The following is a 23,767-nucleotide window of genomic DNA, read 5'->3' as shown; positions in this document are numbered from 1 at the left end:
CTTGCGGGCTACTCCTCCTCTTGCTGGGCGAGGCGGTCCTCACGCGCGCGGTAGCTGCGCCAGGTGAAGTACTGCACCACCATGAACAGCGTGCCGAACATGCCGAACATGAAGACGAACATGGCGATGTCCCCTGCCCAGGTGACCCCGCCCCAGCCGAAGAAGGCCACCTCGTTGTAGAGGCGCCCGCCCACGGCGGCGATGCAGATGAGGGCGGTGACGCCGAGGGTGGGGGCGATGGCGCCCGTGTCGAGGAAGCTTCTCGCCTCCAGGTAGCGCAGCGAGTCGCTGTAGATGCCGCGCCTCGCCATGAGGAGCGCGACGAGGGTGCAGGCAGCCACGAGGAAGGCGAGCTCGAGGGAGCTTGTCGCAAGCGGGGTGCCGTCGGCGTCGGTCTGCGCCAGGTAGTTGTAGCGCGTGAAGACGTCGAAGAGGATGCCGAACGCGAGCACGTAGAAGCCGGCCTTGTAGATGGGGCCGAGCTGCGCGGATACGCGCTCGTCTTTGGGCGAGGGGGTGAAGAGGCGCTTGAGGGTGTTCATGGGGATTCCTTTCATCATAATATCACTCTTCCCAGAAGAGCTCGTCGAGCGTCTTGCCGAGCGTCTTGCAGATGCACACGCACAGGTTGAGCGTGGGGTTGTAGCTGCCCGACTCGATGAGGCAGACCGTCTGCCGCGTGACGCCCACGGCAGCGGCCAGCTGGGCTTGCGAGAGCCCCGCCGCGCGTCGCGCCTCCCTGAGGCGCACGTTCTTGGTTCCTTCCATGCAGTTCCTTCCTGCGCATCGCGCGAACGAACTTCAGCTTGTAGCAAGTGGAGCTTGGCAAGGCACAATGAGCGCTCCGTTGCACCTTGCCAAGCTCCAGCTTGCGGCGATACGTCGCTTCGCTGTTGCCGGTTCTCAACTTCCAGCGGCGTGTTCGCTTTGCTGACGTCTGACCCTGTTTGCGATGACGTGCCGCTTCGTTGGCGTCAGGTTTCGGCCTGTGGCAGGATGTTGGCTTCCCCTGCGGGATTCCTCTGATCTCTGCCGGGCTCGATGTCGGAAATATATGACATTTCAAAATATGTGTCAACTATATCTGACAAATTGTTTTCAGGATTCCCTCATCCTTCAGTTCGGAGTTGTCTCTTTTCGTTCGTCCCGTATCTCGAAAAGAAGAAGGCGCCTATCGACCAAGAAGCCGACAGGCGCCAAATTCAGGGCGGTTTTAACGGTTGCGTTTCGCAAAACACGTTTCGCGAAACATGTTTTGCTGGGTACGATTCGCGAAACTCAATCTGCTAAACGCGATTCGCTAGGTACGATTCGTCAAGCATGATCCTCTAAGTACGATACGCTGGGTACGATCCGCTAAACGCGATCTACTAAACGTGATCCGCAGATTGCTATTCTCAAAGCGGAACGCTGGGTTGTAGCTCGTGAATCACGACCCGCAATCACGGCACGAAAAGCGCGTTTCGCAAAACGCAAAGCGGGTTGCGGATTGCGGGTCGTGCGTGTGCTTGGGATTAGGCGGAAGCGCCCTCCTCTTGCCAGCGCTTGAGGTGGGGGAGGATGGCTCCCATGATGGAGACGGCCTCCTCGTAGCTGACGTGGGCGGACTCCATCATGTAGGGCGCGCAGCGCTCGATGAGGTCATCCATCGACTCCTCGCCTTGAAACGCGCCGTTCTGGTAGCACCACGTGCAGTACTCGTCTGACATGCTTCCATCGGCGTTGGTCCCGTGCGTCTCGGGATCTCCGAAGAACCCCATGCCGCAGCTCTGGCAGTACCCGTCGATGCTCTCGGGCGCCTCAACGAGGTGCATGAGCGGCACGTCGAGCGTGACCGCGATGAGCTTGCACATGTCGATGCCGGGCGTCGTCTCGTCGTTCTCCCAGCGCGACACGGCCTGCCGCGTGACGTAGAGCTTGCGCGCCAGCTCTTCCTGGGTGAGTCCGCGTGCCTTGCGATGCGTTGCGATGGCGTTTCCGATAGCCATGGGGGCTCCTTTCGTGAGAGTGCCCTCACATTCAACCATGATATGCGACATGCGTAAAGCAACGCGCTGTTGCGTGACGGGCGTCGCATGCAGGTTGCTGCAGCTTGCGGGCCGTTGCCGCACCTCTCGCGCGAACGAATGTTTCACGTGAAACATTCGCGGATGACGAGTTAAATCCAGGGGTAGCTTTTCCGAAAGGTAGCGAAAGGTAGCGAAAGGTAGCGAAAGGTAGCGAAAGGTAGCGAAAGGTAGCAGTAAGCGTCCTTTTGATCCATCCCCAAGCCTAAGCGACGTATCACGCAACGTGCCACGCAAGGCGCATGACGCTCGTTTCGTATGTGAGAAGGCGTACTCCAATGAACGAACGAATGTTTCACGTGAAACATTCGCGGATGAGCTGGTGCGCTGCGTTTGCGACAACGCACGAAGAGAGGCAGATCAGGATGACAAAGCATGATGAACGTCGTGTCGGGGTAGCGTACATGAGTGCTGCGTCAGGGCAGCGTGTAGAAACGAAGCGAGGAGGTGATGTGGTGGACGCTGCGTCAGATATTGCGGTGAGTGCTGTGTTCAGCGCGGTGGGCTCGCTCGAAGGCGCGCAGGATCGCTCTCAGGCGCGGCATGGCCTCGGTCCACGAGAGGTTCTGGCTGAGGAGGACGAACGCAGCGCCGTGGAGCTCATAGGCGGCGAGGCGCGCGTTGCACTGCGCGAAGAGTCCTTGGGACACCATGCGGTCGAAGAGCGTGGTCTGCAGGCGCAGGGGCTGCTCGATGAATACGGCTTGGTAGAGCTCGCCTGCGTGCGGGTCCTCGAACTGGTTGACGGTGAGCATCTTGCGCAGGCAGATGAGTCCGGCGTCTTCGAAGAAGGGACGGTAGCTAGAGAAGATCACAGCTTCGAGTTCGTCGTCGCTTTGCGCGAGAGAGGATGCGGGATCGATGGTCACTTCATGGGGCGCACCGTCTTGCTCGAAGAGATTTTGGAGGTGCGCGAGCTCGCGTTCGACGATGGCGTCGAAGATGGCGCGCTTGCTCTTGAAGTGGTTGTAGAGCGAAGCGTCCTTGACGCCGACACGTGCTGCGATGTCCTTCACGGTGGTGGCGGCGAACCCCTGCGTTGCGAAGAGTTCCATGGCGGCGTTGAGGATGTCGTTGCGCGTGTCGCGGGCGGGTCCTGCTGGTCTCGGCATGGTGACGTTCCTCTCGTTGCGATTCACAAAACACACGATAACTAGTAAAGACTAGTATAAATATAAAATAAGTAAACGCTAGATATAAATGTAAAAATGCTGGTATATGCTGGAGATAGCGATGCAAACTCTAAAGATAAGCAACCTTGTCCCAGATGTTTCTAACCGAGTGAATGCTCGTATATTGATATAAGCTAGCAATTATTAGTTAAGTCCAAAATGAGGTGCGATAACCGATGAACGACAGCCAATGAGGTAGCGCGCTGGCGGTCGTTCTGATGTGCGGCCGCTCGCTTATGCCGCCAGGCACAGAGGCCATGCCGATGCTTCAGCCCCCTGTCTCATGCGGAGACGCTGTGGGCTGTTGACAGGGCGTTGTTGTGAACGAAGGACGCTGTGGGCTGTTGGCAGGACGTAGCTACGTGCGCGAGAGGCGGCGCGAGACGAGGATGGTCGCGACTCTGTGGACGAGGGGGCCGGGCGTGCGTAGGCGAAGGGGGCTGCGTGTGATATGATCGCGCTGATGTCCCCGAGCAGTTGAAGGAGGTGGGGTGCATGTCGAAGAAGCGACGCGCGGATGCGCGCGGCAACGCGAACGTGGTGTGGCGGCAGTCGGCTGAGGAGGCCACGCTGGCGAAGAAGCCGCGCTACAACGGGTTCGCCTGCGGGCATGGCGCGCAGGGCGACGTGAAGTACAACCGCGCACGAGCCAAGCGCAGCTGGCGCGATCAGATGAGACAGGAAGGAGCCCCGCGGGGCTCCTTCCCTTGTCTGCGGATGAGTTCGCGTCAGTTGGCGCGAACTTTTTACCAGCTCGCGTGACGGGCGCTACTTGATGCGCGTGTACTTCTCGCGCAGCTTGCGCTCGCCGAACGCGCGAATGCCGTTGGGGTTCGCGGGCGCGCCCGCGTCGCGCTTCGGCTTGCCCTTGCCCGCGTCGTGCTTCTTGGCGCCCTGGTAGCCTTGCCCGTCGCGGCTGGCGAAGCGACGGGGCTTCTTGTCGAAGTCGCGTCCGCCGCGCCCGCGGTCGTCAAAGCGACGCTCTCCGCCGTGGCGCTCGTCGCGGCCCTTGAAGCCGCCCTTGCCGCCCTTGCGGTCGTCGCGATCGAAGCGACGCTCCCCGCGGCGCTCGTCCCTGCGGTCGAAGCGACGCTCGCCGTCACGGCGGTCATCCCGTTTCTTGCCGGCGAACCCGCCGCGACGATCGTCATGCCTGCGGTCGTCGCGGCCCTTGAACCCGCTCTTGCGGTCATCACGGTCGAAACGACGTCCGCCGCGCTCGCCTTCGCGCTTCTTGTCGAACCCGCCGTGACGGTCATCGCGCCTGCGGTCGTCACGGTCGAAGCGGCGCTCGCCGTCACGACGATCGTCCTTCCGGCCGAACCCGCCCTTGCGCTCGCCGAACCCGCCGCGCTTCTCACCGCGGTCGTCGCGGCCCTTGAACCCGCCCTTGCGGTCGTCGCGGTCGAAGCTGCGCTCCCCGCGATGCTCGTCCTTGCGGTCGAAGCGGCGCTCTCCGCGGCGGTCGTCCCTGCGATCGAAGCGATGCTCCCCGCCGCGGTCGTCCCGACGCTCGTCGCGTCTGTCGAACCCGCCGCGCTTCTCGCCATGCTGGCGGTCGTCGTGCTCGAAGCGCCTCCCGTCGCGGCGTTCGCCACGCTCGAAGCGGTCGTCGTGGCGGCTGCCTCCGCGGTCATCGCGCCTGCGATCCTCGCGGGGGATGATGCCCTTCTCCTCGAGCATGCGGCGCTCGCGGCGCTCCTCGCGCTCCTCGCGGGCGCGCTCGCGCTGCCAGTCGAGCTCGCCCTTGTAGCCCTTGCGCTCGCCTTCGGAGCGCTTCGGCTTGCGCTTCTTCTTCCCCTTCTCGAGGATGGAGAGGTCGAGCTCGTAGGTCTCCATCGGCATCACGGGGATGTCGCGTCCGATCAGGTCCTCGATCTCGCGCAGGATGCGGCGCGAGTTGGCGCTCACGAACGAGATGGCGTAGCCCGACTCGCCCGCGCGGCCCGTGCGGCCGATGCGGTGCACGTAGTCCTCGGGCATGTCAGGCAGGTCCAGGTTGATCACGTGGTCGACGCCGACCACGTCGATGCCGCGCGCGAGCACGTCGGTCGCCACGAGGATGTCGGTGCGGCCCTTGCGGAACGCGTCGAGCGCGCGGCGGCGCTGCCCCTGCTTCTTGTCAGAGTGGATGGACTCGGCGGTGAAGCCGGCGTCGATGAGCGCCTGGGCGCACTCCTCGCAGCGGGTCTTGGTGCGCGCGAACACGATGACGCGCTCGTGGCCCTTCTCGCGCAGCACCGCCTCGAGCAGCGCCTGCTTCTCCCTGTAGGGGACCGGCATGATGAACTGCTCGACGGTGGCCGCCGTCTCGCCGCGGTGCGCGATCTGCACCATCACCGGGTCGTGCAGAAGCGAGCCGAGGTTCTTCTCGATGGACTGGTCGATGGTGGCGGAGAACAGAAGCGTCTGGCGCTCCTTCGGCAGCGCCTCCACGATGGTGGTGACGTCGGGCAGAAATCCCATGTCGAGCATGCGGTCGGCCTCGTCGAGCACGAGCGCGCCGATCTGCGTGAGGTCGACCACGCCGCGCTCCATGAGGTCGCACAGGCGCCCGGGCGTGGCGATGAGCACGTCGGTGCCGCCCTTGATCTCGCGGATCTGCGGGGCGTAGGGCGTGCCGCCGTAGACGGTGGTGGCGAAGTGCCCGGTGGCGCGCGCCACCTTGATGCAGGTGAACGCGATCTGCTGCGCGAGCTCGCGCGTGGGCGTGACCACCAGCACGCGCGGGGCGCGCTTGCCGCGGCCGGCGCGGGGCAGGTTGCTCAGAAGCGGCAGCAGGAAGGCGGCCGTCTTGCCCGTGCCCGTCGAGGCGGCGGCGATGAGGTCGCGGCCCTCGAGGACCACGGGAATCGCCTGCTCCTGCACGGGCGTGGGGTTCTCGTAGCCGAGCTTCTCCACGGCGCGCAGGGCGTCCTCGGACAGCCCCAGGTCAGCGAAGGTGACGGCGACGTCGACGTCGGCCTCCTCGGTCTCGGCAGCCGCCTCCTCGGGGTCGAGCTCGTCGAGGTCCGCCTCGTCCTCGACATCGGCGTCAGCGTCGGAGAGGTCGTCGGCGTCGGTGAGGTCGTCGGCATTGATGGCGTTGTCGTCGGCGTCGGCGAAGCTGTCAGCGTCAGCGGAGTCGTCGCTGTCGGCAGCCTCGGTGGTGTCAGTGACGTCGCTGTCGCTGTCGATGAGTTCAGAGTTGGATTCAGCTTCGGGAGTCAGTTCGGTCGCAGCTTCAGCAACCTCAGCAGCAGGTTCGGCCGCGATTTCGACAGCAGGTTCGGTCGCGTCCTCAGCAGCAGGTTCGCCAACTTCGACCTCAGCTTCGGCTTCGGCCTCAACCTCGGCTGCGGCCTCCGCCGTCGGCTCGGCCTCGACCTCGGCCTCGACTGCGGCCGAGGTGGCAACCCCGGCGGCCGCTTTGGCAGCCTCGCAGGTCAGATCCTTCTCGATAGGTTCAGTCATGGGGGAGTTGCTCCTTCTCTCTCATGACGCACGTGCCCAGGGCATGCGACGGGCGCGGCACAGCGCCGCCCCGCGTGTTCGCAGGCTTGGTGATTGCGTCGTTTCTCTTCCGGTCCGCGTTTGCGCGGCGCCGTCGCACCCATCCCCGTGGGGTGCTCTTTGCTTTACTCGAGCCGCTTTCTGAAATCTGCAAGCGAGGGCGGCTTCCACATGGCCGCCTGAGCGTGAAGAGAAACGAGAAAGAATTTCGCGTGAAGCAGCCGACTAGTATGAAGGAAGAATCAGGCGCGCGCGGCGAGAAGGGGAAAATCGCGCCGAAAGTCCCCAAATCTCCACGATCAAGGCATCCCTTTCCTGTTGCTTCGCGCTTCCGCGCCCTACGTCCCGCGCCCCCGCGCCCTGCGCGCTTACGCCATTCCCGTCCAGAGCATGATCTTCGGCACGTACCCCATGACGAAGATGACCGCGATGAGCGCCGGCAGCCCGAAGGTGAGCCAGCCGCGCGCCCAGCGCGGGAAGCGGGCGCCTTGGCCCTTGTCGGCCTCGGCGAGGAAGTTCTCCCAGCCCCAGCCGCCGCGGCTCAGGCAGAACACCACGTAGAGCAGGCTGCCGAGCGGCAGCAGGTTGCTCGACACGATGAAGTCCTCGACGGACTGGATGTCGCCGATGCCCGGCACCGTCACGCCCGAGAGCACGTTGAACCCGAGCGCGCAGGGGAGCGACAGCACGGTGACCAGCGCCGCCGTGCGCGCGAGCGCCTGTTTGCGCGTGAGCCCCCACTTCTCCATGGTGAAAGAGATGAGGTTCTCGAACACCGCGATGATGGTGGAGAGCGCCGCGAAGCTCATGAACACGAAGAACAGCGCGCCCCACAGCTGCCCGAGCGGCATCTGGTTGAACACGTTCGGAAGCGTGACGAACACGAGCGCGGGCCCCTGGTCAGGGGCGACGGCGAAGGCGAAGCAGGCGGGGAAGATGATGAGGCCCGCCACGATGGCCACGGCCGTGTCGAGCGCGCAGATGCGGATGGCCTCGCCGGTGAGCGAGCGCTCGGGCCCGATGCGGCTGCCGAACACCTCCATGGCCGAGATGCCGAGCGACAGCGTGAAGAACGCCTGGCCCATGGCGGCGTACACCACCTCGCCGAAGCCGGCCAGGCCGCCGGAGAGCATGCGCCCGAAGTCGGGGATCAGGTAGAACGCGAGGCCCTCGGCCGCGCCGGGCAGCGTGACGCTGCGCACCACGAGCAGCGCCATCACGCCGAGCAGCGCGAGCATCATCACCTTCGTGATGCGCTCGACGCCCTTCTGCAGGCCGAGGCTGCACACGATCAGGCCGATCACGATCACGGCGAGCATCCAGCCCACGAGCTCGACGGGGCTCGCGAGCATGGAGGAGAACACGCCGCCGACGCCCGCGGCGTCGAGCCCCGCGAAGGCGCCGGTGGCCATCTTCGCCACGTAGGCGAGCATCCAGCCGCATACCGTGGTGTAGAACATCATGAGCAGCAGGCAGCCGACGTACCCCCACCACGAGAACCAGTGCCAGCGCCGCGAGGGCTGCAGCGTGTCGAAGGCGAGCGCCGAGGTCTTCTGGCTGCCGCGACCCACGGCGAACTCCATCACCATGACGGGCAGGCCGAGGACCACGAGGAACACGAGATAGAGCAGGATGAACGCCGCGCCGCCGTGCTCGCCGGTGATGTAGGGGAATCGCCAGACGTTGCCCAGGCCGATGGCGCAGCCTGCGCTGATGAGGATGAAGCCGAGGCGCGAGGCGAAGTGCTCGCGCGGTGCGTCGGTGGTCGTCTTGCCTGTCATGTGCCGTTTTCTTTCCTGCCTCGGGGCGTGCGGCAGGTGCGCCCGCGCGCCTTGGACGAAAATGCAAGCCTGCCCATTCTACCCGATCAGCTCGGCCGCGGGCGGCGGAAACTCAGCCTGTTGCCCAGGCATCAGCGGGCGGGTCGGCTGCCGCCCGCGGCTCTCCTGGACAGCAGGCTGCGTCCCCCCTCCCGGACAGCAGGCCGCGATCTCTCTACCAGGCATCAGCGGGCTGCCCCGCGCTGGGGGCGGGGCAGCCCCTTCCCTCAGGCTATGTCCATTCGCAGCGCCTCCACCACGTTGTCGGTCCGGCAGCGGCGCAGCCCGTAGGCGACGCTGGCCGCCATGATGAGCAGCGTGAGCGCGCAGGCGAGCGCCATGTGCCCCCACGGCAGGGCGAACGCAACTCCCTCGACCGACTTCGCCAGCGCGTTGAACAGCAGGAACGACACGATGGCTGCGACGATGACGCCGGGGACGAGGCCGCGCACGGCGTATCCGGCGCATTCGCAGGCGATCATGCGCCGAAACGCGCGGCTGCCCATCCCCACCGAGCGCATCACGGCGAACTCGCGGCGGCGCAGGACGAGTCCGTTGGTCACCGTGTTGAACACGTTGCCCATGGCGATCAGCATGAGGATGCCCGTGAACAGCAGCGAGAACACGTTCACCACCACGACGAGCGTCCCGTAGCCCTCCTGGACGGCCGCGTTGTCGCCCACGTAGAGGTGCGTGCTCGCGAGCGCGCCGTCGCCCCCGGGGTCGAGGTCGAAGAACTCCCTGCCGGCGGCTTCGAGGTCAGCGGCAGCGGTGACGTGCTCGTCGGCGTTGAAGCGCGCGACCATCTGGACTGACGTCATGAGGGACCCGGCGGTGCCGCGCGTGGCCTCGGCGAGCGTGTCGGCGGCGCTCAGGGGCAGGACGACGGTGGGGTAGTCGGATCCCCTCCCGTCGGGCGCCTGGTCGGTGACGGCGATCGCCTCGACGGGCAGGTACGTCAGGTCAAGCGCGGAGAGCGGCTTGCCCTCAGGCTCCTTGTCGGCTGCGGCGTAGTCGGAGGGCAGGTAGGCGGAGAAGGCGGCCTCGCGCGCATCCGCGTTGCCGTCAGGGCTCTTGGCGTCGGCGCCCGCGCGCCCTCCGCTGTAGACGAAGCCCTCGACGGGAACTCCCTCGAACGTCGCTTCGGTGATGCAGCTTATCGTGCCGGGCGCCTTGATCATCTCGCGCTGCACGTACGCCTGCCCGTTGTTCGAGTAGCCGGTGGAAAGCGCGATGCCGCGCATCGCGTCGCCAGAGAACGCGTCGGGGCTCGCGCCGACGCTGCGCGCGTAGGCGGCGAACGCCTCGTTCTCGAGGAACTGCAGGTTCACGTGGCCGAAGTAGGTTCCGTCGGGCTGGCGGACGACAGGGGACGAGCTGTTGAAGCGGCCGCCGTCCTCGGCCATGCCCGTGCCGACCATGTCGGCGGGCATGACGGCGGGCATCGTGGCCACCGCCTGCCAGCCGAGCGGCTGCACCCCTTCGACGCTCGAGAGCTTCGCGTAGAGAGCTGCATAGGCTTCGAAGGGGCTTGACGCGCCATCTGCGCTCGCGTCGGCTGCTTCTCCGGTATCTTCGCCGCCTGCGTCCGGATTGCCGTCGGCCGCGCTGTCGCTGTCGCTCGCGCCGTCACGAGCGCCCGCGTCCGCCGCTTCGGCGTCTGGCGAGTAGCTGCGGAAGGTGCTGACGGTGATGTCGCAGGTCTCGGAGGAGGCGATGGCGGCGCCGGTCATGACGTCGAGCGTGGTGCTGAGCGAGCCGGCCGTCATGAGCAGCACGATGGCGAGCGCGAGCGACACGCTGGCGGCGCGGCCCTTGGCGCGCCCGCGCTTGCGGTTCGCCCAGGCGATCTGGCCCGACACGCCGAACAGCCGGTGGATGCCGAACCCACGGGGCTTCCAGACGTCAGCCGTCGCGGCGGCTGACGAGCTCGTCTTTCCAGTGCGCTTTCGCGCGGGGCGCACAGGACGCACGTCGCGCGTCCGGCGTATGGCGTCGATGGCGCTCGCGTTTCCGGCGCGGCGCGCGGGCAGCCATGCGCTCGCCATCACGGTTATGAGCGTGAGGACGGCGGCCAGGCAGATCATCGCCGGGTCAACCGCCACGCCGAAGGCGACGTCCTCGCGCTCTCCGATTATGCTCTCGAGCGAGGGCCCGAGAACCCCGAGCACCGCGGCGGTGCCGCCGATGCCGGCGAGCAGGCCGAGCGGGATGCCTGCTGCGGTGATGACGGCGGCTTCGAACGCGATGGCGCGCCTGATCTGCCGCCTCGACGCGCCGATGGAGGACAGAAGCCCGAACTGGCGCGTGCGCTCGGCCACGCTGATGGCGAACGCGTTGTAGATGAGCGACACGCACGCCGCCGCGATGACGCAGGCGAGCACGGCTGCTATCTGGTAGAACGTGTTCCAGATAGCGCGGTCGCTCGTGATGCCCTCATAGCGCAGCAGCGCGTCGTGGTGCGCTATGTTTGCGGAGTCGAACGAGCTCTTCATGGCCTCGTCGATCTCCCCGGCGGTGCGAAGCCCCGCAGTCGCCACGTACACCTTGGCAGCGCCCGCCGCGGTCGGGTTCGCACCTGCCTCGCCCGCGTCCGCGCCCGCACCGCCCGTGCCCGCGTCCGCGCCCGTCGTGCCCGCGCCCGCGTCCGTGCCCGCCGCGCCCGCGTCCCAGCCCGTCGTGAGCGCGGCGTACCCCACGCCCGTCGAGCTGGCGATGTTGCGCGTGTCGTAGAATCCCACCACGGTGAACGTGCGTGGCTCAAGCTCGACGAGCTTCTCGCCGAAGCCGCCGCCGTCAGACTGCGGGTTTCGGTAGCGGTCTCCCGAGTCCAGGCGGTCGCCCGCCTCGTCAGGCTCGTACCCCGTGCCCTCGATGGGCGTCTCGCCAGAGCGCGTGCGGTCGTGCCCGGCGAGCGCGCTGGGCTCATCGCCCGCATCCGCGCCGGCCGCCACGAGCTCGCGCTGCCCCAGCTCGACCTCGAGCGTCGAGCCCACCTTGATCGCGTCAGCTCCGAACGCCGACGTGCCCTTCCACGAGCTGGGCAGCATCACCTCGTCCGGCCCTTCGGCCGCGCGCCCCTCCGCGGGCTTGACGGCGCAGATGCGCGCGAGGTCGCCTTCCGTGCTTACGAACGGCAGGTACGCGCCGTAGCGCATCGCTGCCTCGTCGGGGTCGACGAACCCCACGTCGCGCATGACCACCAGGTCGGACGTGCGCGCGTCGGCGCGGGCGTGGGCGATCTCGTCTTCGCCCTCGGTCCAGGCGCTGGCCGTCCAGATGCCGTTGTCGGCTACCTCGCAGTTGTAGAGATAGGCGTTCAGGCTGGTCACGCTCGTGAGCACGGCGGTGAGGAGCGCCGCGGCCAGCGCCACTCCCGCAACGGTCACGCCCGTGCGCACGCGGTTCTTCGCCAGCGAGCGCAGCGTGAAGTTCGACATGACGCTCATCGGCGGATCCTCTCGTCGGAGGCGATCTTCCCGTCCTCGATGGAGATGATGCGGTCGGCGGACAGCGCGATCTCCTCGTCGTGCGTGATCACCACGAGGGTCTGCCCGCTCTCCTTGTTCGACGCGGCGAGCAGCGCCATGATGTCGCGGCTGTTCTTCGAGTCGAGGTTGCCGGTGGGCTCGTCGGCGAGCACCACGGAGGGCGCGTTCATGAGCGCGCGCCCGATGGCCACGCGCTGCTGCTGGCCGCCCGAGAGCTGGTTGGGGAGGTGCCGCTCGCGTCCGCGCAGGGACAGCGCGTCAAGCAGCACGTCGAGGCGCTGCTGGTTCACGACGCGCCCGTCGAGCGCCACGGGCAGCGTGATGTTCTCCACCACGTTGAGCACGGGGATCAGGTTGTAGAACTGGTACACCAGCCCCACCTCGCGGCGGCGGAACACGCTGAGCTCCTCGTCGGTGCGGGCGTACACGTCCTGCCCGTTCATGAGCACGGTGCCCGACGTGGGGCGGTCCACGCCGCCCATCAGGTGCAGAAGCGTTGACTTGCCCGAGCCTGACGAGCCCACGATGGCCAGGAACTCGCCCTGTGCCACCGAGAACGACACGTCGTCGAGCGCGCGCGTGGCGGAAGCGCCTTCCCCGTAGACCTTGGTGAGATGGCTGACGGTGAGGATGTCCATGTGCATACCTTCCTTCGTTTCCTCGCAGGACAGCTGCTTTCAGCATGGGGCATGCGCCTTGTGCTCTCCTAACGCGCGCATTACAGAAGTGTAATGGAAGCGACCCCGCCGCACGGGGTGCGTCGGCTCGCGTGGTGGATTGCGCGCAGGCCAAAGCGGACGAAACTCGCAGGGCCTAGGGGCTTTCTGCGCAGCGTCGTTCGTGCGAAGGCGCGAGAAACACACGATCTGATACCGAATTTCTGGAAAAACGATGCGAGAAGGCGCTGCATTGGCGCAAGGAAAACGTACGACCAGGCAAAATGCTGGCGGAAGCTGGGACCAGTCGACTTGGCGGGTATCAGATCGCGTGTTTCTCGCGCCTTCGCACGCCGTTTTGCGCAGCGCCCCCCGCCTCACCGCGAAGCAAGGCGGGGACGTGAGAATCAACGGATGCGCGACTGCTTGATTTTCGGCAGGGGAGCGGAAGATATGCTTGAGGGGCGGGCTGCTCTCCCTAGGGGCGTAGAATACGCGCAGAGGCGGATGCGGCATTTTTGAGCACCTCGTCCGCTAGGTAGGAAGCGGGCAGGTACTGCATCCCCAGCGAGCCTTCCTCGACCGCTTCGGCGATCTTGCTTCCGTAGTAGATCCCCATAGCCTCCTCTGCGGAGACGTTGAGGCGCTCGGCGATGCAGAACGCCACGTCAGCTTCCAGATGCTCCTTCAAGAACGATCCCAGGCTCTCAACGACGCGCTCGTCCACCGCTATCTCCCCGTCTCGTATGCTCTTCGGAAGGAAAGCAAGGCATCGACGGCGGCCTGGGATACGAAGCAGTACTGGTCGTTCTTGTCGTAGTATTTGAGTGCCTTGAGCGTGGTGTCGATGTCCCAATATCCCCTGAAGTACATGTTCACCGCTTCGTACACCTTGTCGTTCGCGACGCATCCAATGATGACGTCGTATTTTTGGTATGCATTGCCGCCGCGACGGCAGTCGCATACGAACTTCACCCAGTCGGCGTCGCTCTCGTCGAATCGGAGGACAGCGAAGTTCTCGAGGGCGCGCTCGGCGAACTCGTACTCGTTGACCACGGCGCTTGCGTCCTCGAGCATGGCCTTGCGCTTGGCCCAGCGCTCAGCTTGGGATCTGTGGGACGTCAGGTAGAATCCCTGGCCGAAGTCGAGGTTTTTCCGAGCGCGCGCTGGGTCTGGATGGGGAACCTCGACGGTTGAGCCGTGGTAGAGGATCATATGACGGCTCCTCTCCTGCGCGCGAGCTCGGTGATCTCGTCAACCAGGCATTGCTCGCCCTGGGTGTGGAGCACGTCGTAGAAGGGGATGACGTAATCGCCGAGGACGTTCAAGTCGGCGAGGGTTCGGTAGGTCTCGGGCACGGTTTTGCCCCAGCTCTCGGCGAGCCGATATATGAGGAAGACAGCGAAGTCTATCTCCCTTCGGGTGCTCTCGTTCATCTCAAGCCTCGCTCTCAGCTCGTCAGGGCCGCCTGCGGAAGGGGCCCTGCGTCTAACAGGGACGATTATAAACCATCGCAGCTCTCGCCGTGCTGAGTGCGCGTGGGGGCGCGGGCGCTTGTGCGGCAACGCCTTCGCAACGCCTCGGGTGCTGTGGAAGAGGAGCGCCGCCGCGCTTCCTACGTGCGATCCTTCTGGTTGCTGTGGCGGGCGGGGGAGGGGGTGAGCGCGTGGGCGGGGCAGTGCTCGGCGCAGTCGAGGCAGAGCGTGCAGTCCTCGCGGTCCGCCGGCGCGGCGGCGGGCAGGTGGATGTTCTCGGGGCAGACGTGCTCACAGGCGCGGCAGCCCTGCGTCATGCGGCAGGCGTGTGCGTTGAGGCGCGGCAGTGCGGGCAGGTGGAGCGCGGTGCGGGCCTTCGCTGCCAGCCCGAAGAAGAACCCGAGCGGGCAGATGGCGCTGCACCAGCGGCGCAGCGCGAGCGCCTCCACGAGCAGCATGGCGGGGAACGCCAAAAGCTCGAGCTCAGGCTGCCAGGTCATGAAGGTGCGGCTTGCGGCGAACACCGTGCCCATGGCCAAGCCGATGGGGCAGATCAGACAGAACACGGGGAAGTGCACGGCGAAGGACACCGCGAGCAGCACGGCGAGCACGATGCCCTGCGTGGCAAGGTTGTTGCGCTCCCGTCGCGGTGCCTCCGCAGCTGAGGAAGCGTCTGCGCCGCCCGAAGCCGCCGCGCCGTCTGCCGCCGCGCCCGTGCTGTCGTCCGCAGCCGCAACAGCTCCCGTGCCGCTACCCGTAGCCGCAGCAACAGCGCCTCCATCCCCGGCTGCCTCCTCGCCCGTGCGGCCTGTGAGGCCACGGGGATGTCGTCCGCCGAACAGGTTGCGCGTGAGCGAAGTGGGGCACACCCACGAGCAGAACGCGCGCCCGAGCGCGAGCACTGCGAGCAGCAGCACGGCCATGCCGGGCAGAAGCGCCCAAGGAACGCTGCCGCTCGCAAGGCTGATCTCGAGGACTCCAACGGGGCACGGCACGCACAGGGTGCCGCTTGCCATGTTGAGCTCCGTAGACGCGCAGATCAAGGCCAGGACCAGAAGCGCGCAGGCCACGCGCGCGTAGCGCATCTTATTCATGGGCGGCCTCCTTCGGCACCGCACGCGTCCGTCCCTCGGTGAGCTGCGCGCTCGTGACAGCGCCGGGAATGGCGGCCACCTGGCTTGCACGCGGCACCACGCAGATGGCGCGTTCGGACACGGATGGATCATATGCTCGCAGCGACGAGGAAGGGCACGTCGTCTCGCAGAGGCCGCACCCGTTGCACAGCGCCTCGTCGACCACGGGGCGGCCATGCTCGTCCATGGCAAGCGCGCCCTCGACAGGGCATGCCTCCTCACACGCTGTGCAGCCCGACCACATCCAGGCGACGCACGCGTCGCTCACCACCTTGGCCACGCCGATGTCGGACGTGCTCGGCGCGTCAGCCGCGAGGGCGCCGGTGGGGCATGCCTCCCAGCACTTTCCGCAGAAGTCGCAGTAGTCGTTGCGGAAGATCAGGCTCGGCGTGCTCACTGACGTAAGCCCCGCCGTCATCGGCAGCGGCTGCACGACGCCGCGCGGGCATGCTTGGACGCAGCGCTGGCAGCGGTTGCAGCGCGCCTCAAGATCGAGCTCGCCTGCGCCCCCCGGCGGCCTGAGCTGCGCCCTGCCCTCGCGTCCGAACGCCACGCCCGCGGCGCCCAGGCACGCCACAATCGCCGAGACCGCGCCCGCGGCCACGAACCTGCGGCGCGACAGCGACATGCCGGCCGCGTTTCCGCTGCTCGTCGCACGCGCACTGCCTGACGCCTCGGCGTCGGTGTACCTCTTATCGCTCATCCTCGCTTCCTCCTCACTGCATGTTCGGCGCACCCGAAACCGTCCCTGCTTGCCCCTCTACGCCTGCCCTCGCTCTTGCTCTTGCCCCACCAGGTCGCGCAGGAACGCGCGGTCACTCTCGGCGAAGCGCAGCAGAAAGTCCGCCAGGTGGAGATAGAAGCCCTCCTCAGCCCCTTTCCGCAGGTCAGCACAGAAGCGCGGCAGCCAGTTCAGAAGATGGCCCTCCAAGAAGGCCGCCTGGCCGCGCACGCTCGCTGCGACCGCGTCCTCGTCGCCCGTTGCGAGTGCCTCCGACGCCTGGCGCGCGCAGAGCGCCATGAAGGCGAGCTCGACAGCCAGGTGGTCCTCGGGCTCGGTGAAGCGCTCGTTCTTGCGCAGGCGCATCGTGCGGTAGAGCCTCGTCGCCTCGGAGTAGGCGTCCTGCATCATGATGCCGCGGTCGGAGGTGTACACCGACTCGTACGGAAACGCCTTCTGGGCCGCCCTCGGGCCCATGCCGAAGAACACGCGGTCAAACACCACCGCGAGGCGCTCGATGCCGTCCGCGTCAATGCCGTCGAGCTTCGCGCGCATCTGCGCGAAGCTCTCCGCGAGCGCCTCATCGTCAGTCTCGAAGGCGAACGCGTGCGCGAGGCTCTCGGCGAACTCGGGCGTCACCTCGGTCTCGAAGCAGCGTGAGAGCAGGTCGTAGACGTGCGCGCGGCTCTCCATCAGCGCGCGCAGCTCCTCGCGGGCGCCCGCGTCAGTGGTGCATGATCCCATGTTCTTCTCCTATCCAAAAGAATCCTCAAGGCGGCCCACCCGCCGCGGGGACAGCGGGCGGGCCGTGCGCAGCCTGCCGCCGGGGGTAGCGGATAGGCTGCGCAGAGCCTGCCCGCCGCGGGAGCGTCAGCGGGCAGGCTCCGCGAAGTCCGGCGCTAGTAGATCAGCTGCTGCACAGAAGTGGCAACCGCGTACATGATGACGCGCAGGGCCACGCTCCCTGCGAGCAGGCAGACGAACGCTCCGCTCACGTAAGCGAGCATGCGCTTCGCGTCGGCGCGGCGCGCCATCCAGCAGAGCACGCATGGGGCCACGACGCCCAGGGCCACGGCGCCGATCCAGAAGAGCGCGGCCAGGTCACCAGCTGCAAGGCGCATGATCGAGCGCGATGCGTCGGGGTAGGGGGCCAGCGCCACCCAGGCGACCCAGATGAGCGCCGTCACGGCAGCGGCCGCAGCGCCCGCGAGCGCCAGCTTGGCGGCGAACGCTCGCTCGGCAGCCTCGGCGCCCTTCGCGCAGGCGATGGCGGCGGCCAGCGTGAAGCCGAGGCCGAGGCCGCCTCCCAGGTACATGAGCGGCAGCGTCGCGCTGTCCCATGTCGGGCGGGCGGCCATCATGAAGGAGCTGCCGGCGATCACGGGCAGGACCGCGCCCACTACGATCGCGCAGAAGCCGAGTCCCTTCGCGGCGGAGGCGTAGCTCATCCTCACGCAGACGGCGTAGGCCAGCGTCACCACGGCGGTGACGCCCACGCCGATGAGCTCGCGCGAGAGACCCGAGCCCATGTTGCCCATAATGTGCAGGGCGCGCTCGGGATGCCCCAGGTGGAACGTGGAGGCAATGCCGCCTACGCCCAGAAGCACCAGCGCTGTCAGGGCGATCATGAAGCTCGCCGTGGCGCGGCGGCCACGCGCCTCGTGTATGCCCAGGTACACGAGCATGCCCGACGACGTGCCCAAGAGCACGCTAAACAGAAGTAGAGGCCACTGTACGCTCATGCTTGCTCATCTCCAATCCACGTGCAGTTGTCCATGCAGAACACCACGCCCGGGTGGTTGCCCACGTCGGTGAGCTTGTGGTTGGCCTTCGCCGTCACCAGCTTGCTCACGTCGCTGTCCGGGTCGTCGAGGTCGCCGAAGAAGCGCGCCTGACCGGGACAGTGACGCACGCATGCGGGCACCTCGCCCGCGTCCACCAGATGGGCGCATAGCGTGCACTTCTCGATGACGCCCTTGTCGCGGCTCTCGTCGTAGGTGCGCACTCCGTAGGGGCAGGCCATGACGCAGTATTGACAGCCGATGCACTTGCTGTGGTCCACGAGCACGATGCCGTCCTCGCGCTGGTAGCTCGCGCCGGTCGGGCACACGTCCACGCACTGGGGGTTGTCGCAGTGCTGGCAGGCTACGGGCAGGTAGTACATCTCCAAGTCAGGGTAGGTGCCCGTGGGCCCGATGGTGAGCACCTTGTTGTAGAACGTTCCCAGCCCCACGTTGTTCTCCTGCTTGCACACGACGGCGCAGGAGTGGCAGCCGATGCAGCTGTCCAAGTCAATCGCCATGATGTTGCGCGTCATTGTTTCGCTCCCTTCACGGTCGGCATCTTCACGCCGTCGCCCTGCTCGTCAGCGGCGATGTCCTCCGCGCTCAAGGGCAGGAAGATCTTGAGGTCGTCGCTCGTCAGGCAGATGTTGTCGGGCGCGCCCTCCTCGGCCTTGTACACCTTGCACAAGCCGCCGAAGTTGTCGGTGCCCACGGCCGGGTCGTAAGGGCCGTTGTTCTCGAACAGGACGTTGCAGTTGGAGTCGAGGGCACCATGCAGGTCGTCGGTTGCCTCGCGCTCGGGGAACCACCAGTCGTGCTCGACGTGGATGGTGTCAGGGCTGATGGCCTCGGTGAGGTTCGCGCGCTGGCGGATGCGGTCTACGTACGTCTCGATCCAGCACCAGTCATCCTGCTTGATGCCGAGCTCGGCGGCGGTGGTGGGGTTGATGTCCATGGTCGGGAACATGTGCACCTCGCGCATCCACGGGGAGTTGCGGTACTCGGTGTGGAAGAACGCGTGGGAGCGGCCGCCCGTGATGAGCGTGAACGGGTACTCGTCCAGAAGGTCGGCGCGCGAGCGCTTCGTGATCGGCGGCTCGATGTACATCGGGAGCGGTCCGTTGCCGTACAGCAGCAAGTCCTCGCTCCACAGTTCCATCTTGCCGTTGTCGGACTGCGGGTGAGCCGGGATCTTCGTGCCGTCGGGCAGCGTGGTGCCGGGGAAGCGGTAGACCGAGCCCATTTTGTTGCCGCGGTACATGGTGTTGAAGCCGGGACGGAAGTCGCTCGTCTTGCGCATGAAGCCGGTCTCGTACTTCGGCGCGCCCTTGACGTCGGTCATCTGCACGCCGGTCACGCTGATGCGCTCGCGGAAGTCCTCGAAGCTCGCGCAGCTCAGCTGCGGCGGCAGCGTGGCGGGGCCCTTCACCATGTAGTCGAAGAACTCGTACTTGTCCTTCCAGTACATATCGACGTCCATGTACTTCGCGAACTCGAAGCATATGTCCATGTCGTCCTTGGCCTCGCCGAGCGGCGCGTGGAACGGCTGGCGGATGAGGTAGGTGTGGCTCGTGGGGTAGCCGTGGCCGGAGTGCGCCCACTCCACGCGGTCGACCTCGTTGGGATGCGCGGCCGGCAGGATGATGTCGGCGAGCTCGCCCGACGGCGTCATGAAGATGTCGACGTTCACGAAGAACTCGAGGTTCTTGAAGCCCTCGATGATCTCCTTGCCGCCCTCGATGGAGAGGATCGGCTCGGAGGTCTGCTGCCAGTAGCCGTAGATCTGGAACGGGTCGCCCTTCGCCATGGCCTTCGTAGTGGCTGCGCCGAAGCCGCCCTGCTGGCCGTAGATGACCTGGCCGCCAGAGTTCTGCGTCACCTCGCGCAGCTCGCCCGTGGCGTCGTCGGCCTGCAGGATGGTCTGGTAGCCGGTGTTCTGGCACACGGAGAGCTTCTTGATGTTCATGGCCGTCTGCTTGCGGCGCTGCCCCATGCGGCCCTGCTGGTTGGGCACGACGTCGAACATGAACGAGTCGTAGCCGGTGGCGGGCTCGCGGCCGATGTTGTTGCCGCCCTTGGTGTCGAAGTTGCCGGCGAGCGCGATCATGATGGTGAACGCCTGGGAGATGCCGGAGGTGTTGATGGAGAACTCCACCTTCTGGCCGCGCGTGAAGCACGCGTGCGGGCTCGCGTCGAGGTAGGCGCTGACGGCCTCGCGGATCTTGCCTTCGTCGAGCTCGCAGAACTCGGCTGCGCGCTCGATGGTCCAGGGCGTCACGTGCTCGACGAGCAGGTCCCACGCGGTGCGGTAGACCTTGCCCTCGATCTCGCGCCCCTGTCCGTCGGGCGTGGTGAGCGCAGGGACGGCGTCTTCCACGATGTTGCCGGCCTCGTCGAGCCACTTGAACGCCCTCTCGCCGCCGACCCCGTTCTTGTCCTGCCAGTCGCCCGACCAGTAGATGAGCTGGCCATGCGCCTCGTCCCATGCGGGGTAGAGCTCGACGTTTCCGCCTTCGCGCATGATGGACTGGCGCAGCTGGTATCCCGTGCCGTTTCCGCTCTCGTCCTTCTCGTCGATGAAGAACGGGGCGTTGGTGTACTGGCGCGCGAAGTCGAGCGCGCACTTGTCCGAGTGGATGATCTCGTTGATGAACGCGAGCACGAGTGCCATGTCGGAGCCCGGGCGGATGGGCAGCCAGATGTCGGCCTTCGCGGCCGTGCAGGTGAAGCGCGGGTCGACGCAGATGACCTTCGCGCCGCGCTGCTGCGCGCGCTTGACGGTCAGCCAGTCGTAGTAGCCGCGGCTTCGCTCCTGGCGGCACCAGATCAGGATGCAGTCGGTGTTGTTGCCGTCCCAGCCGGTGTACTGCGTCTCGTCGCCGTAGATGCGCTGGCTGGTGAAATAGCTGCCGACCCAGCACAGGTTGCCGACGCCGAACGTGGCGGTGCTCCCAAGCTCGAGCCACAGCTTGTTGATGGCTTGGAACTGCAGCATGTCGCGGCCGGTGCCGTACTGGTGGGCGATGGTGTGCCAGCCGTGCTTCTCGCCGATCTCGGTGAACTTGTCGGCGGCCTCTTGATACGCCTCCTCCCAGGTGATGCGCTTCCACTGCCCCGAGCCCTTCTCGCCGACGCGGCGCTGCGGATAGCGCACGCGCGTGGGATTGTAGAGCTCCTGCGGGATGGCGAACGCGCGTCCGCAGAGCGTTCCCTCGCTGAACAGGTCGGGATTGCCCTCGATCTTGGTGAGGCGTCCGTTCTTCACGGTGCCGAACAGCGCGCAGCGCCCGTAGCATTGGCGGCAGGCGCTCGGGATGACCTTGATGTCATCATCCGAGGCGTCGTTCTGCGTTGCGTCCTCGTCGGCGAAAGCCCCTGCGGCACCGGTGCCCACCAGCAGCGTCGAGGCAGCGATTCCTCCTGCTGCCTTCAGGAAGCCGCGGCGGCTCAAGCGTAGTGCCATTTCCTCCTCCTTTTCCTCTTTTCTGCAGGTAAAAACTGCGCAAGTATATAATTGACTATATAATACTTGCATAGCTAATTATATGGATAGCAAGATAAATTGCACGATGCGAAACAAGGAATAATTATGAACAGGGGAAACGGGAGGCTGTGCTCGCTGCTAATGGGAGGTTAAACCCGCTGCTTGTCTACTCGGAGTCCTTCTTTCGAGCGTTGTCCCTCACCTGGTTGAGGACGCGGAAGAACACGGCGAGGTCTGCGGGGTCAATTTCCGCGATCGTGCTCTTCGCGGCGCTGATCGCGTGGGGCTCGATCTCGGTGAGCAGCTCCTGAGAGGCGGGCGTGAGGCTCACGATGTTGGCGCGGCGGTCCTTCGGGTCGGGTGTGCGCGTGACGAGCCCCTTGCGCTGCATGCGGTCGACGGTGCGCGTGATGGTGGCCTGCTCCTTCTGCAGCGCCTCGGCCAGGCGCTTCTGCGAGAGCGGCCCGTGGTGGTCGAGCTGGTTCATCGCGTTCCACTCGACGGGCGTCACGCCGAACGGCGCGAGCGCGCGCTCAAGGTTCTGGAAGAGCGCGCGGTGGGCTTCGTACACGCGATAGCCCACGAATTCGTCATGGTGACGCGGCTTTGTCATGCGAGTGTGTCCTTCTCGGTGAGGAGGTTTTGCGATCTGCGGCAATTGTACGCTTGGGGAATAACGGCTTCTCGGGAAAGCCGCGTGACGTCGGCGAAAGACCACACTTGCTGCGCTTGCTGAGTGCGCATGGGGGCGCGGGCGCTTGCGCGGCAACGCCTTCGCAACGTCTTGCCTTCCGCTGTGTCCCGCGCATGCGGCGCCCTGGCGGGCGGCCCTATCATGGGAGGAAGCAAAACGGCACGTGAAAGGATGATCCCATGGAGAGCAAAGCTGTTGAGATAGGAAAGGGCGCGGCGGACGGCGGCGAGGGAAGGCTGCGCGCGGTGGACGGCGAGACAGGGAAGGATATTGCCGCTGGTGGTGTCGGAGCGAAGGGCGCGAGCGGTGGCGCCGAGGCGAAGGACGCTGCCGTCGGCGGCGCGGCGGAGAGGGCCTCCGCTTGCGGCGGCGAGAAGTCGGTGCTCATGGTCGTCGGGTCGCTGCGGGCGCGCTCGCTCAACCGCCAGCTCGCCGAGTGCGCCGCCGCGGTGCTGAGCGGCTGCGTACGCGTGTCGTTCCTCGAGTACGCCGACCTGCCGTACATGAACCAGGACGTCGAGGTCCCCGTGCTCGAGCCGGTGCAGCGCGTCCGCGACGCGGTGGAGGCGGCCGACGGCCTGTGGATCGTCACGCCCGAGTACAACCACGGCCTGCCCGGCGTGCTGAAGAACCTGCTCGACTGGCTCTCGCGCCCGGCGTATGCCGACGGCACGTCGGTCATGCACGGCAAGCCCGTCACCTACAGCGGCGCGGCCGGCTCCTCGCAAGCGCGCTACGCCTTCGCCTCGCTGTGGACGACGCTCGACTTCATGGGCGCCGACGTGGTCGACGTCATGCCCACGGGCATTCTGCTTGACCGCCGCGCGTACTCGACCGACCGCCTCGTCCTCGCCGAGCGCGACCGCGAGTCGCTCGAGCTGCAGGCGAACCTCCTGCTCATGCACATGGGCGTGCCCCGCCCCCTCATCTGCCGCTCGATCACGTAAGCTTGCGCCGCTTGGCATGGCGTGAGGCAGTGTGCGGCAGCGTTCGCGGCGTCGATGCGCGCTGTTCTCGCTCAGCCGAGGGCGCTCTTGCGCGGCCTCCCAGCTTGGGGGCGCTCTTCCAGGCGCGCTTCAACGGAGGCGCGCAGCACGCGCCTGCGAGCCCCTTCTTTCCATGAGGTCAGCTGTCCGCTTTCGCACATCTGCGACACTCGCGCGGTGCTCACGCCCAGCAGGCGCGCCGCGTCGGCGGCGCTCACGGCGTCGACGCGGGCGAGGTCGCAGTCAACTGAGACGGCTATGACGATGCCGCCGTGCTCGGGCGTATGTCCGAAGGTCCCGCTTCGAGGGGTCTCTCCGCGCATGAGCGCATATTCGATCTCGCTGCGCAGCCAATCCGTCGCCATGAAGACGGCTTCGTCAAGGCTGCTGCCGCACGTTGCCCCGTCATGGTCGAAGGGGACGGCGCATATCATGCCCTCGGCTTCGTAGAACTCGAACTCGTTGAGGTATATCATGGCAGCTCCTGATCACGTGCGGAGGTTTTTCATCTCAAGCCCGCTTGGCGCAAGATGCGCTTCGCCGTTTCGTCGGGTATCTCCCGATGGCGGGGAACCATGACCACCTTCGCTCCTTTGACGAAGTGCTCGTGGTTCGTCCCTCCGTCGCTGACGTAGCCGTCCTCGACGAGCGCCCTCACGATGTCGCGTCGCTTGGTCATCGGGATCCCCTAAAATATTAACAGACGCTAATGATATCCTCAACAAAACAGGGAACTTTCTCTTGCAATTATAGCACAAAAGTTCGTACTCGTTTTCAATAAGCGAACTATTGT

The 23,767-nt window shown here is 66.0% G+C and carries 22 protein-coding genes; 2 read left to right on the top strand and 20 right to left on the bottom strand.

Translation table 11 applies throughout. The features are described 5' to 3' along the window. Nucleotides 1–8 precede the first annotated feature (8 nt). The 4 genes from HRL41_RS03100 to HRL41_RS03085 form a co-directional block, all read right to left on the bottom strand. Entirely contained in the window at nt 9–542 is a 534-nt protein-coding gene (locus HRL41_RS03100) for a hypothetical protein (RefSeq protein ID WP_172135491.1), read from the bottom strand. Nucleotides 543–564: 22 nt separating this feature from the next. Beyond that, complete coding sequence (locus HRL41_RS03095; protein ID WP_172135490.1) at nt 565–768, bottom strand: helix-turn-helix transcriptional regulator; 204 nt, start codon at nt 766–768, stop codon at nt 565–567. A 746-nt stretch (nt 769–1,514) separates the two neighbouring features. After that, nucleotides 1,515–1,988, bottom strand: coding sequence for a zinc ribbon domain-containing protein (locus HRL41_RS03090; RefSeq protein ID WP_172135489.1), 474 nt, complete (start codon nt 1,986–1,988; stop codon nt 1,515–1,517). A 545-nt stretch (nt 1,989–2,533) separates the two neighbouring features. After that, nucleotides 2,534–3,178: a TetR/AcrR family transcriptional regulator gene (locus tag HRL41_RS03085; protein WP_172135488.1), complete on the bottom strand. Its 645-nt coding sequence runs from the start codon at nt 3,176–3,178 to the stop codon at nt 2,534–2,536. 555 nt (nt 3,179–3,733) lie between these two features. Here HRL41_RS03085 and HRL41_RS03080 point away from each other — a divergent pair. Next, complete coding sequence (locus HRL41_RS03080) at nt 3,734–4,000, top strand: hypothetical protein (RefSeq protein WP_165170395.1); 267 nt, start codon at nt 3,734–3,736, stop codon at nt 3,998–4,000. 6 nt (nt 4,001–4,006) lie between these two features. Here HRL41_RS03080 and HRL41_RS03075 read toward each other — a convergent pair whose 3' ends face one another. The 14 genes from HRL41_RS03075 to HRL41_RS03010 form a co-directional block, all read right to left on the bottom strand. After that, entirely contained in the window at nt 4,007–6,691 is a 2,685-nt protein-coding gene (locus HRL41_RS03075) for a DEAD/DEAH box helicase (protein ID WP_216662483.1), read from the bottom strand. 407 nt (nt 6,692–7,098) lie between these two features. After that, nucleotides 7,099–8,511, bottom strand: coding sequence for a sodium-dependent transporter (locus HRL41_RS03070; RefSeq protein ID WP_172135487.1), 1,413 nt, complete (start codon nt 8,509–8,511; stop codon nt 7,099–7,101). Between the two features lie 266 nt (nt 8,512–8,777). Further along, a complete protein-coding gene (locus tag HRL41_RS03065; protein WP_172135486.1) occupies nt 8,778–11,999 on the bottom strand; it encodes an ABC transporter permease in 3,222 nt (1,073 codons plus the stop codon). Further along, on the bottom strand, nt 11,996–12,679 hold the full coding sequence (locus tag HRL41_RS03060; RefSeq protein ID WP_165170366.1) for an ABC transporter ATP-binding protein: 684 nt from the start codon (nt 12,677–12,679) through the stop codon (nt 11,996–11,998). The genes HRL41_RS03065 and HRL41_RS03060 overlap by 4 nt, the downstream gene beginning before the upstream one ends. Before the next feature lie 496 nt (nt 12,680–13,175). Further along, nucleotides 13,176–13,424, bottom strand: coding sequence for a hypothetical protein (locus HRL41_RS03055; protein WP_172135485.1), 249 nt, complete (start codon nt 13,422–13,424; stop codon nt 13,176–13,178). Nucleotides 13,425–13,426: 2 nt separating this feature from the next. Continuing rightward, nucleotides 13,427–13,912, bottom strand: coding sequence for a DUF3990 domain-containing protein (locus HRL41_RS03050; protein ID WP_172135484.1), 486 nt, complete (start codon nt 13,910–13,912; stop codon nt 13,427–13,429). Next, nucleotides 13,909–14,133, bottom strand: coding sequence for a DUF3791 domain-containing protein (locus tag HRL41_RS03045; RefSeq protein ID WP_165170360.1), 225 nt, complete (start codon nt 14,131–14,133; stop codon nt 13,909–13,911). The genes HRL41_RS03050 and HRL41_RS03045 overlap by 4 nt, the downstream gene beginning before the upstream one ends. A 179-nt stretch (nt 14,134–14,312) precedes the next feature. Next, on the bottom strand, nt 14,313–15,266 hold the full coding sequence (locus HRL41_RS03040; protein WP_172135483.1) for a 4Fe-4S binding protein: 954 nt from the start codon (nt 15,264–15,266) through the stop codon (nt 14,313–14,315). Continuing rightward, nucleotides 15,259–16,008 carry a 4Fe-4S dicluster domain-containing protein gene (locus HRL41_RS03035; protein ID WP_172135482.1) on the bottom strand — a complete coding sequence of 250 codons (750 nt, stop codon included), beginning with the start codon at nt 16,006–16,008 and terminating at the stop codon, nt 15,259–15,261. Before HRL41_RS03035 ends, HRL41_RS03040 begins: the two co-directional genes overlap by 8 nt. 57 nt (nt 16,009–16,065) lie before the next feature. Continuing rightward, a complete protein-coding gene (locus tag HRL41_RS03030) occupies nt 16,066–16,770 on the bottom strand; it encodes a molecular chaperone (protein ID WP_253904669.1) in 705 nt (234 codons plus the stop codon). Between the two features lie 155 nt (nt 16,771–16,925). Next, nucleotides 16,926–17,768 (bottom strand): DmsC/YnfH family molybdoenzyme membrane anchor subunit, encoded by an 843-nt coding sequence (locus HRL41_RS03025; RefSeq protein WP_172135481.1) that lies wholly within the window; start codon nt 17,766–17,768, stop codon nt 16,926–16,928. Next, the gene (locus HRL41_RS03020; RefSeq protein ID WP_172135480.1) at nt 17,765–18,343 is read right to left on the bottom strand and encodes a 4Fe-4S dicluster domain-containing protein; all 579 of its coding nucleotides are present in this window, start codon (nt 18,341–18,343) and stop codon (nt 17,765–17,767) included. Before HRL41_RS03020 ends, HRL41_RS03025 begins: the two co-directional genes overlap by 4 nt. Further along, the gene (locus tag HRL41_RS03015; RefSeq protein WP_172135479.1) at nt 18,340–21,273 is read right to left on the bottom strand and encodes a molybdopterin-dependent oxidoreductase; all 2,934 of its coding nucleotides are present in this window, start codon (nt 21,271–21,273) and stop codon (nt 18,340–18,342) included. Before HRL41_RS03015 ends, HRL41_RS03020 begins: the two co-directional genes overlap by 4 nt. Nucleotides 21,274–21,460: 187 nt before the next feature. Beyond that, entirely contained in the window at nt 21,461–21,907 is a 447-nt protein-coding gene (locus HRL41_RS03010; RefSeq protein ID WP_172135478.1) for a MarR family winged helix-turn-helix transcriptional regulator, read from the bottom strand. A 260-nt stretch (nt 21,908–22,167) separates the two neighbouring features. Here HRL41_RS03010 and HRL41_RS03005 point away from each other — a divergent pair, with 260 nt between their 5' ends. Continuing rightward, complete coding sequence (locus HRL41_RS03005) at nt 22,168–22,935, top strand: NADPH-dependent FMN reductase (RefSeq protein ID WP_216662482.1); 768 nt, start codon at nt 22,168–22,170, stop codon at nt 22,933–22,935. A 71-nt stretch (nt 22,936–23,006) separates the two neighbouring features. On the opposite strand, the gene HRL41_RS03000 is transcribed toward HRL41_RS03005, so the two are convergent. Together HRL41_RS03000 and HRL41_RS02995 are read right to left on the bottom strand one after the other, a co-directional pair. Then, nucleotides 23,007–23,450 carry a helix-turn-helix domain-containing protein gene (locus HRL41_RS03000; RefSeq protein ID WP_172135477.1) on the bottom strand — a complete coding sequence of 148 codons (444 nt, stop codon included), beginning with the start codon at nt 23,448–23,450 and terminating at the stop codon, nt 23,007–23,009. Between the two features lie 29 nt (nt 23,451–23,479). Next, on the bottom strand, nt 23,480–23,653 hold the full coding sequence (locus tag HRL41_RS02995) for a type II toxin-antitoxin system HicA family toxin (RefSeq protein WP_172135476.1): 174 nt from the start codon (nt 23,651–23,653) through the stop codon (nt 23,480–23,482). Between the last annotated feature and the right edge of the window lie 114 nt (nt 23,654–23,767).

It is taken from the genome of Adlercreutzia sp. ZJ473 (assembly GCF_013185065.1).
GTDB lineage: Bacteria > Actinomycetota > Coriobacteriia > Coriobacteriales > Eggerthellaceae > CAAEEV01.
Note: the sequence above shows the minus strand (reverse complement) of the source record. Positions and strands in the feature narration are given on the sequence as shown.

Bases quoted from the DNA above. Each gene is read 5' to 3' on its own strand.
- HRL41_RS03100 (WP_172135491.1), bottom strand. From the start codon at position 542: ATGAACACCCTCAAGCGCCTCTTCACCCCCTCGCCCAAAGACGAGCGC.
- HRL41_RS03095 (WP_172135490.1), bottom strand. From the start codon at position 768: ATGGAAGGAACCAAGAACGTGCGCCTCAGGGAGGCGCGACGCGCGGCG.
- HRL41_RS03090 (WP_172135489.1), bottom strand. From the start codon at position 1,988: ATGGCTATCGGAAACGCCATCGCAACGCATCGCAAGGCACGCGGACTC.
- HRL41_RS03085 (WP_172135488.1), bottom strand. From the start codon at position 3,178: ATGCCGAGACCAGCAGGACCCGCCCGCGACACGCGCAACGACATCCTC.
- HRL41_RS03080 (WP_165170395.1), top strand. From the start codon at position 3,734: ATGTCGAAGAAGCGACGCGCGGATGCGCGCGGCAACGCGAACGTGGTG.
- HRL41_RS03075 (WP_216662483.1), bottom strand. From the start codon at position 6,691: ATGACTGAACCTATCGAGAAGGATCTGACCTGCGAGGCTGCCAAAGCG.
- HRL41_RS03070 (WP_172135487.1), bottom strand. From the start codon at position 8,511: ATGACAGGCAAGACGACCACCGACGCACCGCGCGAGCACTTCGCCTCG.
- HRL41_RS03065 (WP_172135486.1), bottom strand. From the start codon at position 11,999: ATGAGCGTCATGTCGAACTTCACGCTGCGCTCGCTGGCGAAGAACCGC.
- HRL41_RS03060 (WP_165170366.1), bottom strand. From the start codon at position 12,679: ATGGACATCCTCACCGTCAGCCATCTCACCAAGGTCTACGGGGAAGGC.
- HRL41_RS03050 (WP_172135484.1), bottom strand. From the start codon at position 13,912: ATGATCCTCTACCACGGCTCAACCGTCGAGGTTCCCCATCCAGACCCA.
- HRL41_RS03045 (WP_165170360.1), bottom strand. From the start codon at position 14,133: ATGAACGAGAGCACCCGAAGGGAGATAGACTTCGCTGTCTTCCTCATA.
- HRL41_RS03040 (WP_172135483.1), bottom strand. From the start codon at position 15,266: ATGAATAAGATGCGCTACGCGCGCGTGGCCTGCGCGCTTCTGGTCCTG.
- HRL41_RS03035 (WP_172135482.1), bottom strand. From the start codon at position 16,008: ATGAGCGATAAGAGGTACACCGACGCCGAGGCGTCAGGCAGTGCGCGT.
- HRL41_RS03030 (WP_253904669.1), bottom strand. From the start codon at position 16,770: ATGGGATCATGCACCACTGACGCGGGCGCCCGCGAGGAGCTGCGCGCG.
- HRL41_RS03025 (WP_172135481.1), bottom strand. From the start codon at position 17,768: ATGAGCGTACAGTGGCCTCTACTTCTGTTTAGCGTGCTCTTGGGCACG.
- HRL41_RS03020 (WP_172135480.1), bottom strand. From the start codon at position 18,343: ATGACGCGCAACATCATGGCGATTGACTTGGACAGCTGCATCGGCTGC.
- HRL41_RS03015 (WP_172135479.1), bottom strand. From the start codon at position 21,273: ATGGCACTACGCTTGAGCCGCCGCGGCTTCCTGAAGGCAGCAGGAGGA.
- HRL41_RS03010 (WP_172135478.1), bottom strand. From the start codon at position 21,907: ATGACAAAGCCGCGTCACCATGACGAATTCGTGGGCTATCGCGTGTAC.
- HRL41_RS03005 (WP_216662482.1), top strand. From the start codon at position 22,168: ATGGAGAGCAAAGCTGTTGAGATAGGAAAGGGCGCGGCGGACGGCGGC.
- HRL41_RS03000 (WP_172135477.1), bottom strand. From the start codon at position 23,450: ATGATATACCTCAACGAGTTCGAGTTCTACGAAGCCGAGGGCATGATA.
- HRL41_RS02995 (WP_172135476.1), bottom strand. From the start codon at position 23,653: ATGACCAAGCGACGCGACATCGTGAGGGCGCTCGTCGAGGACGGCTAC.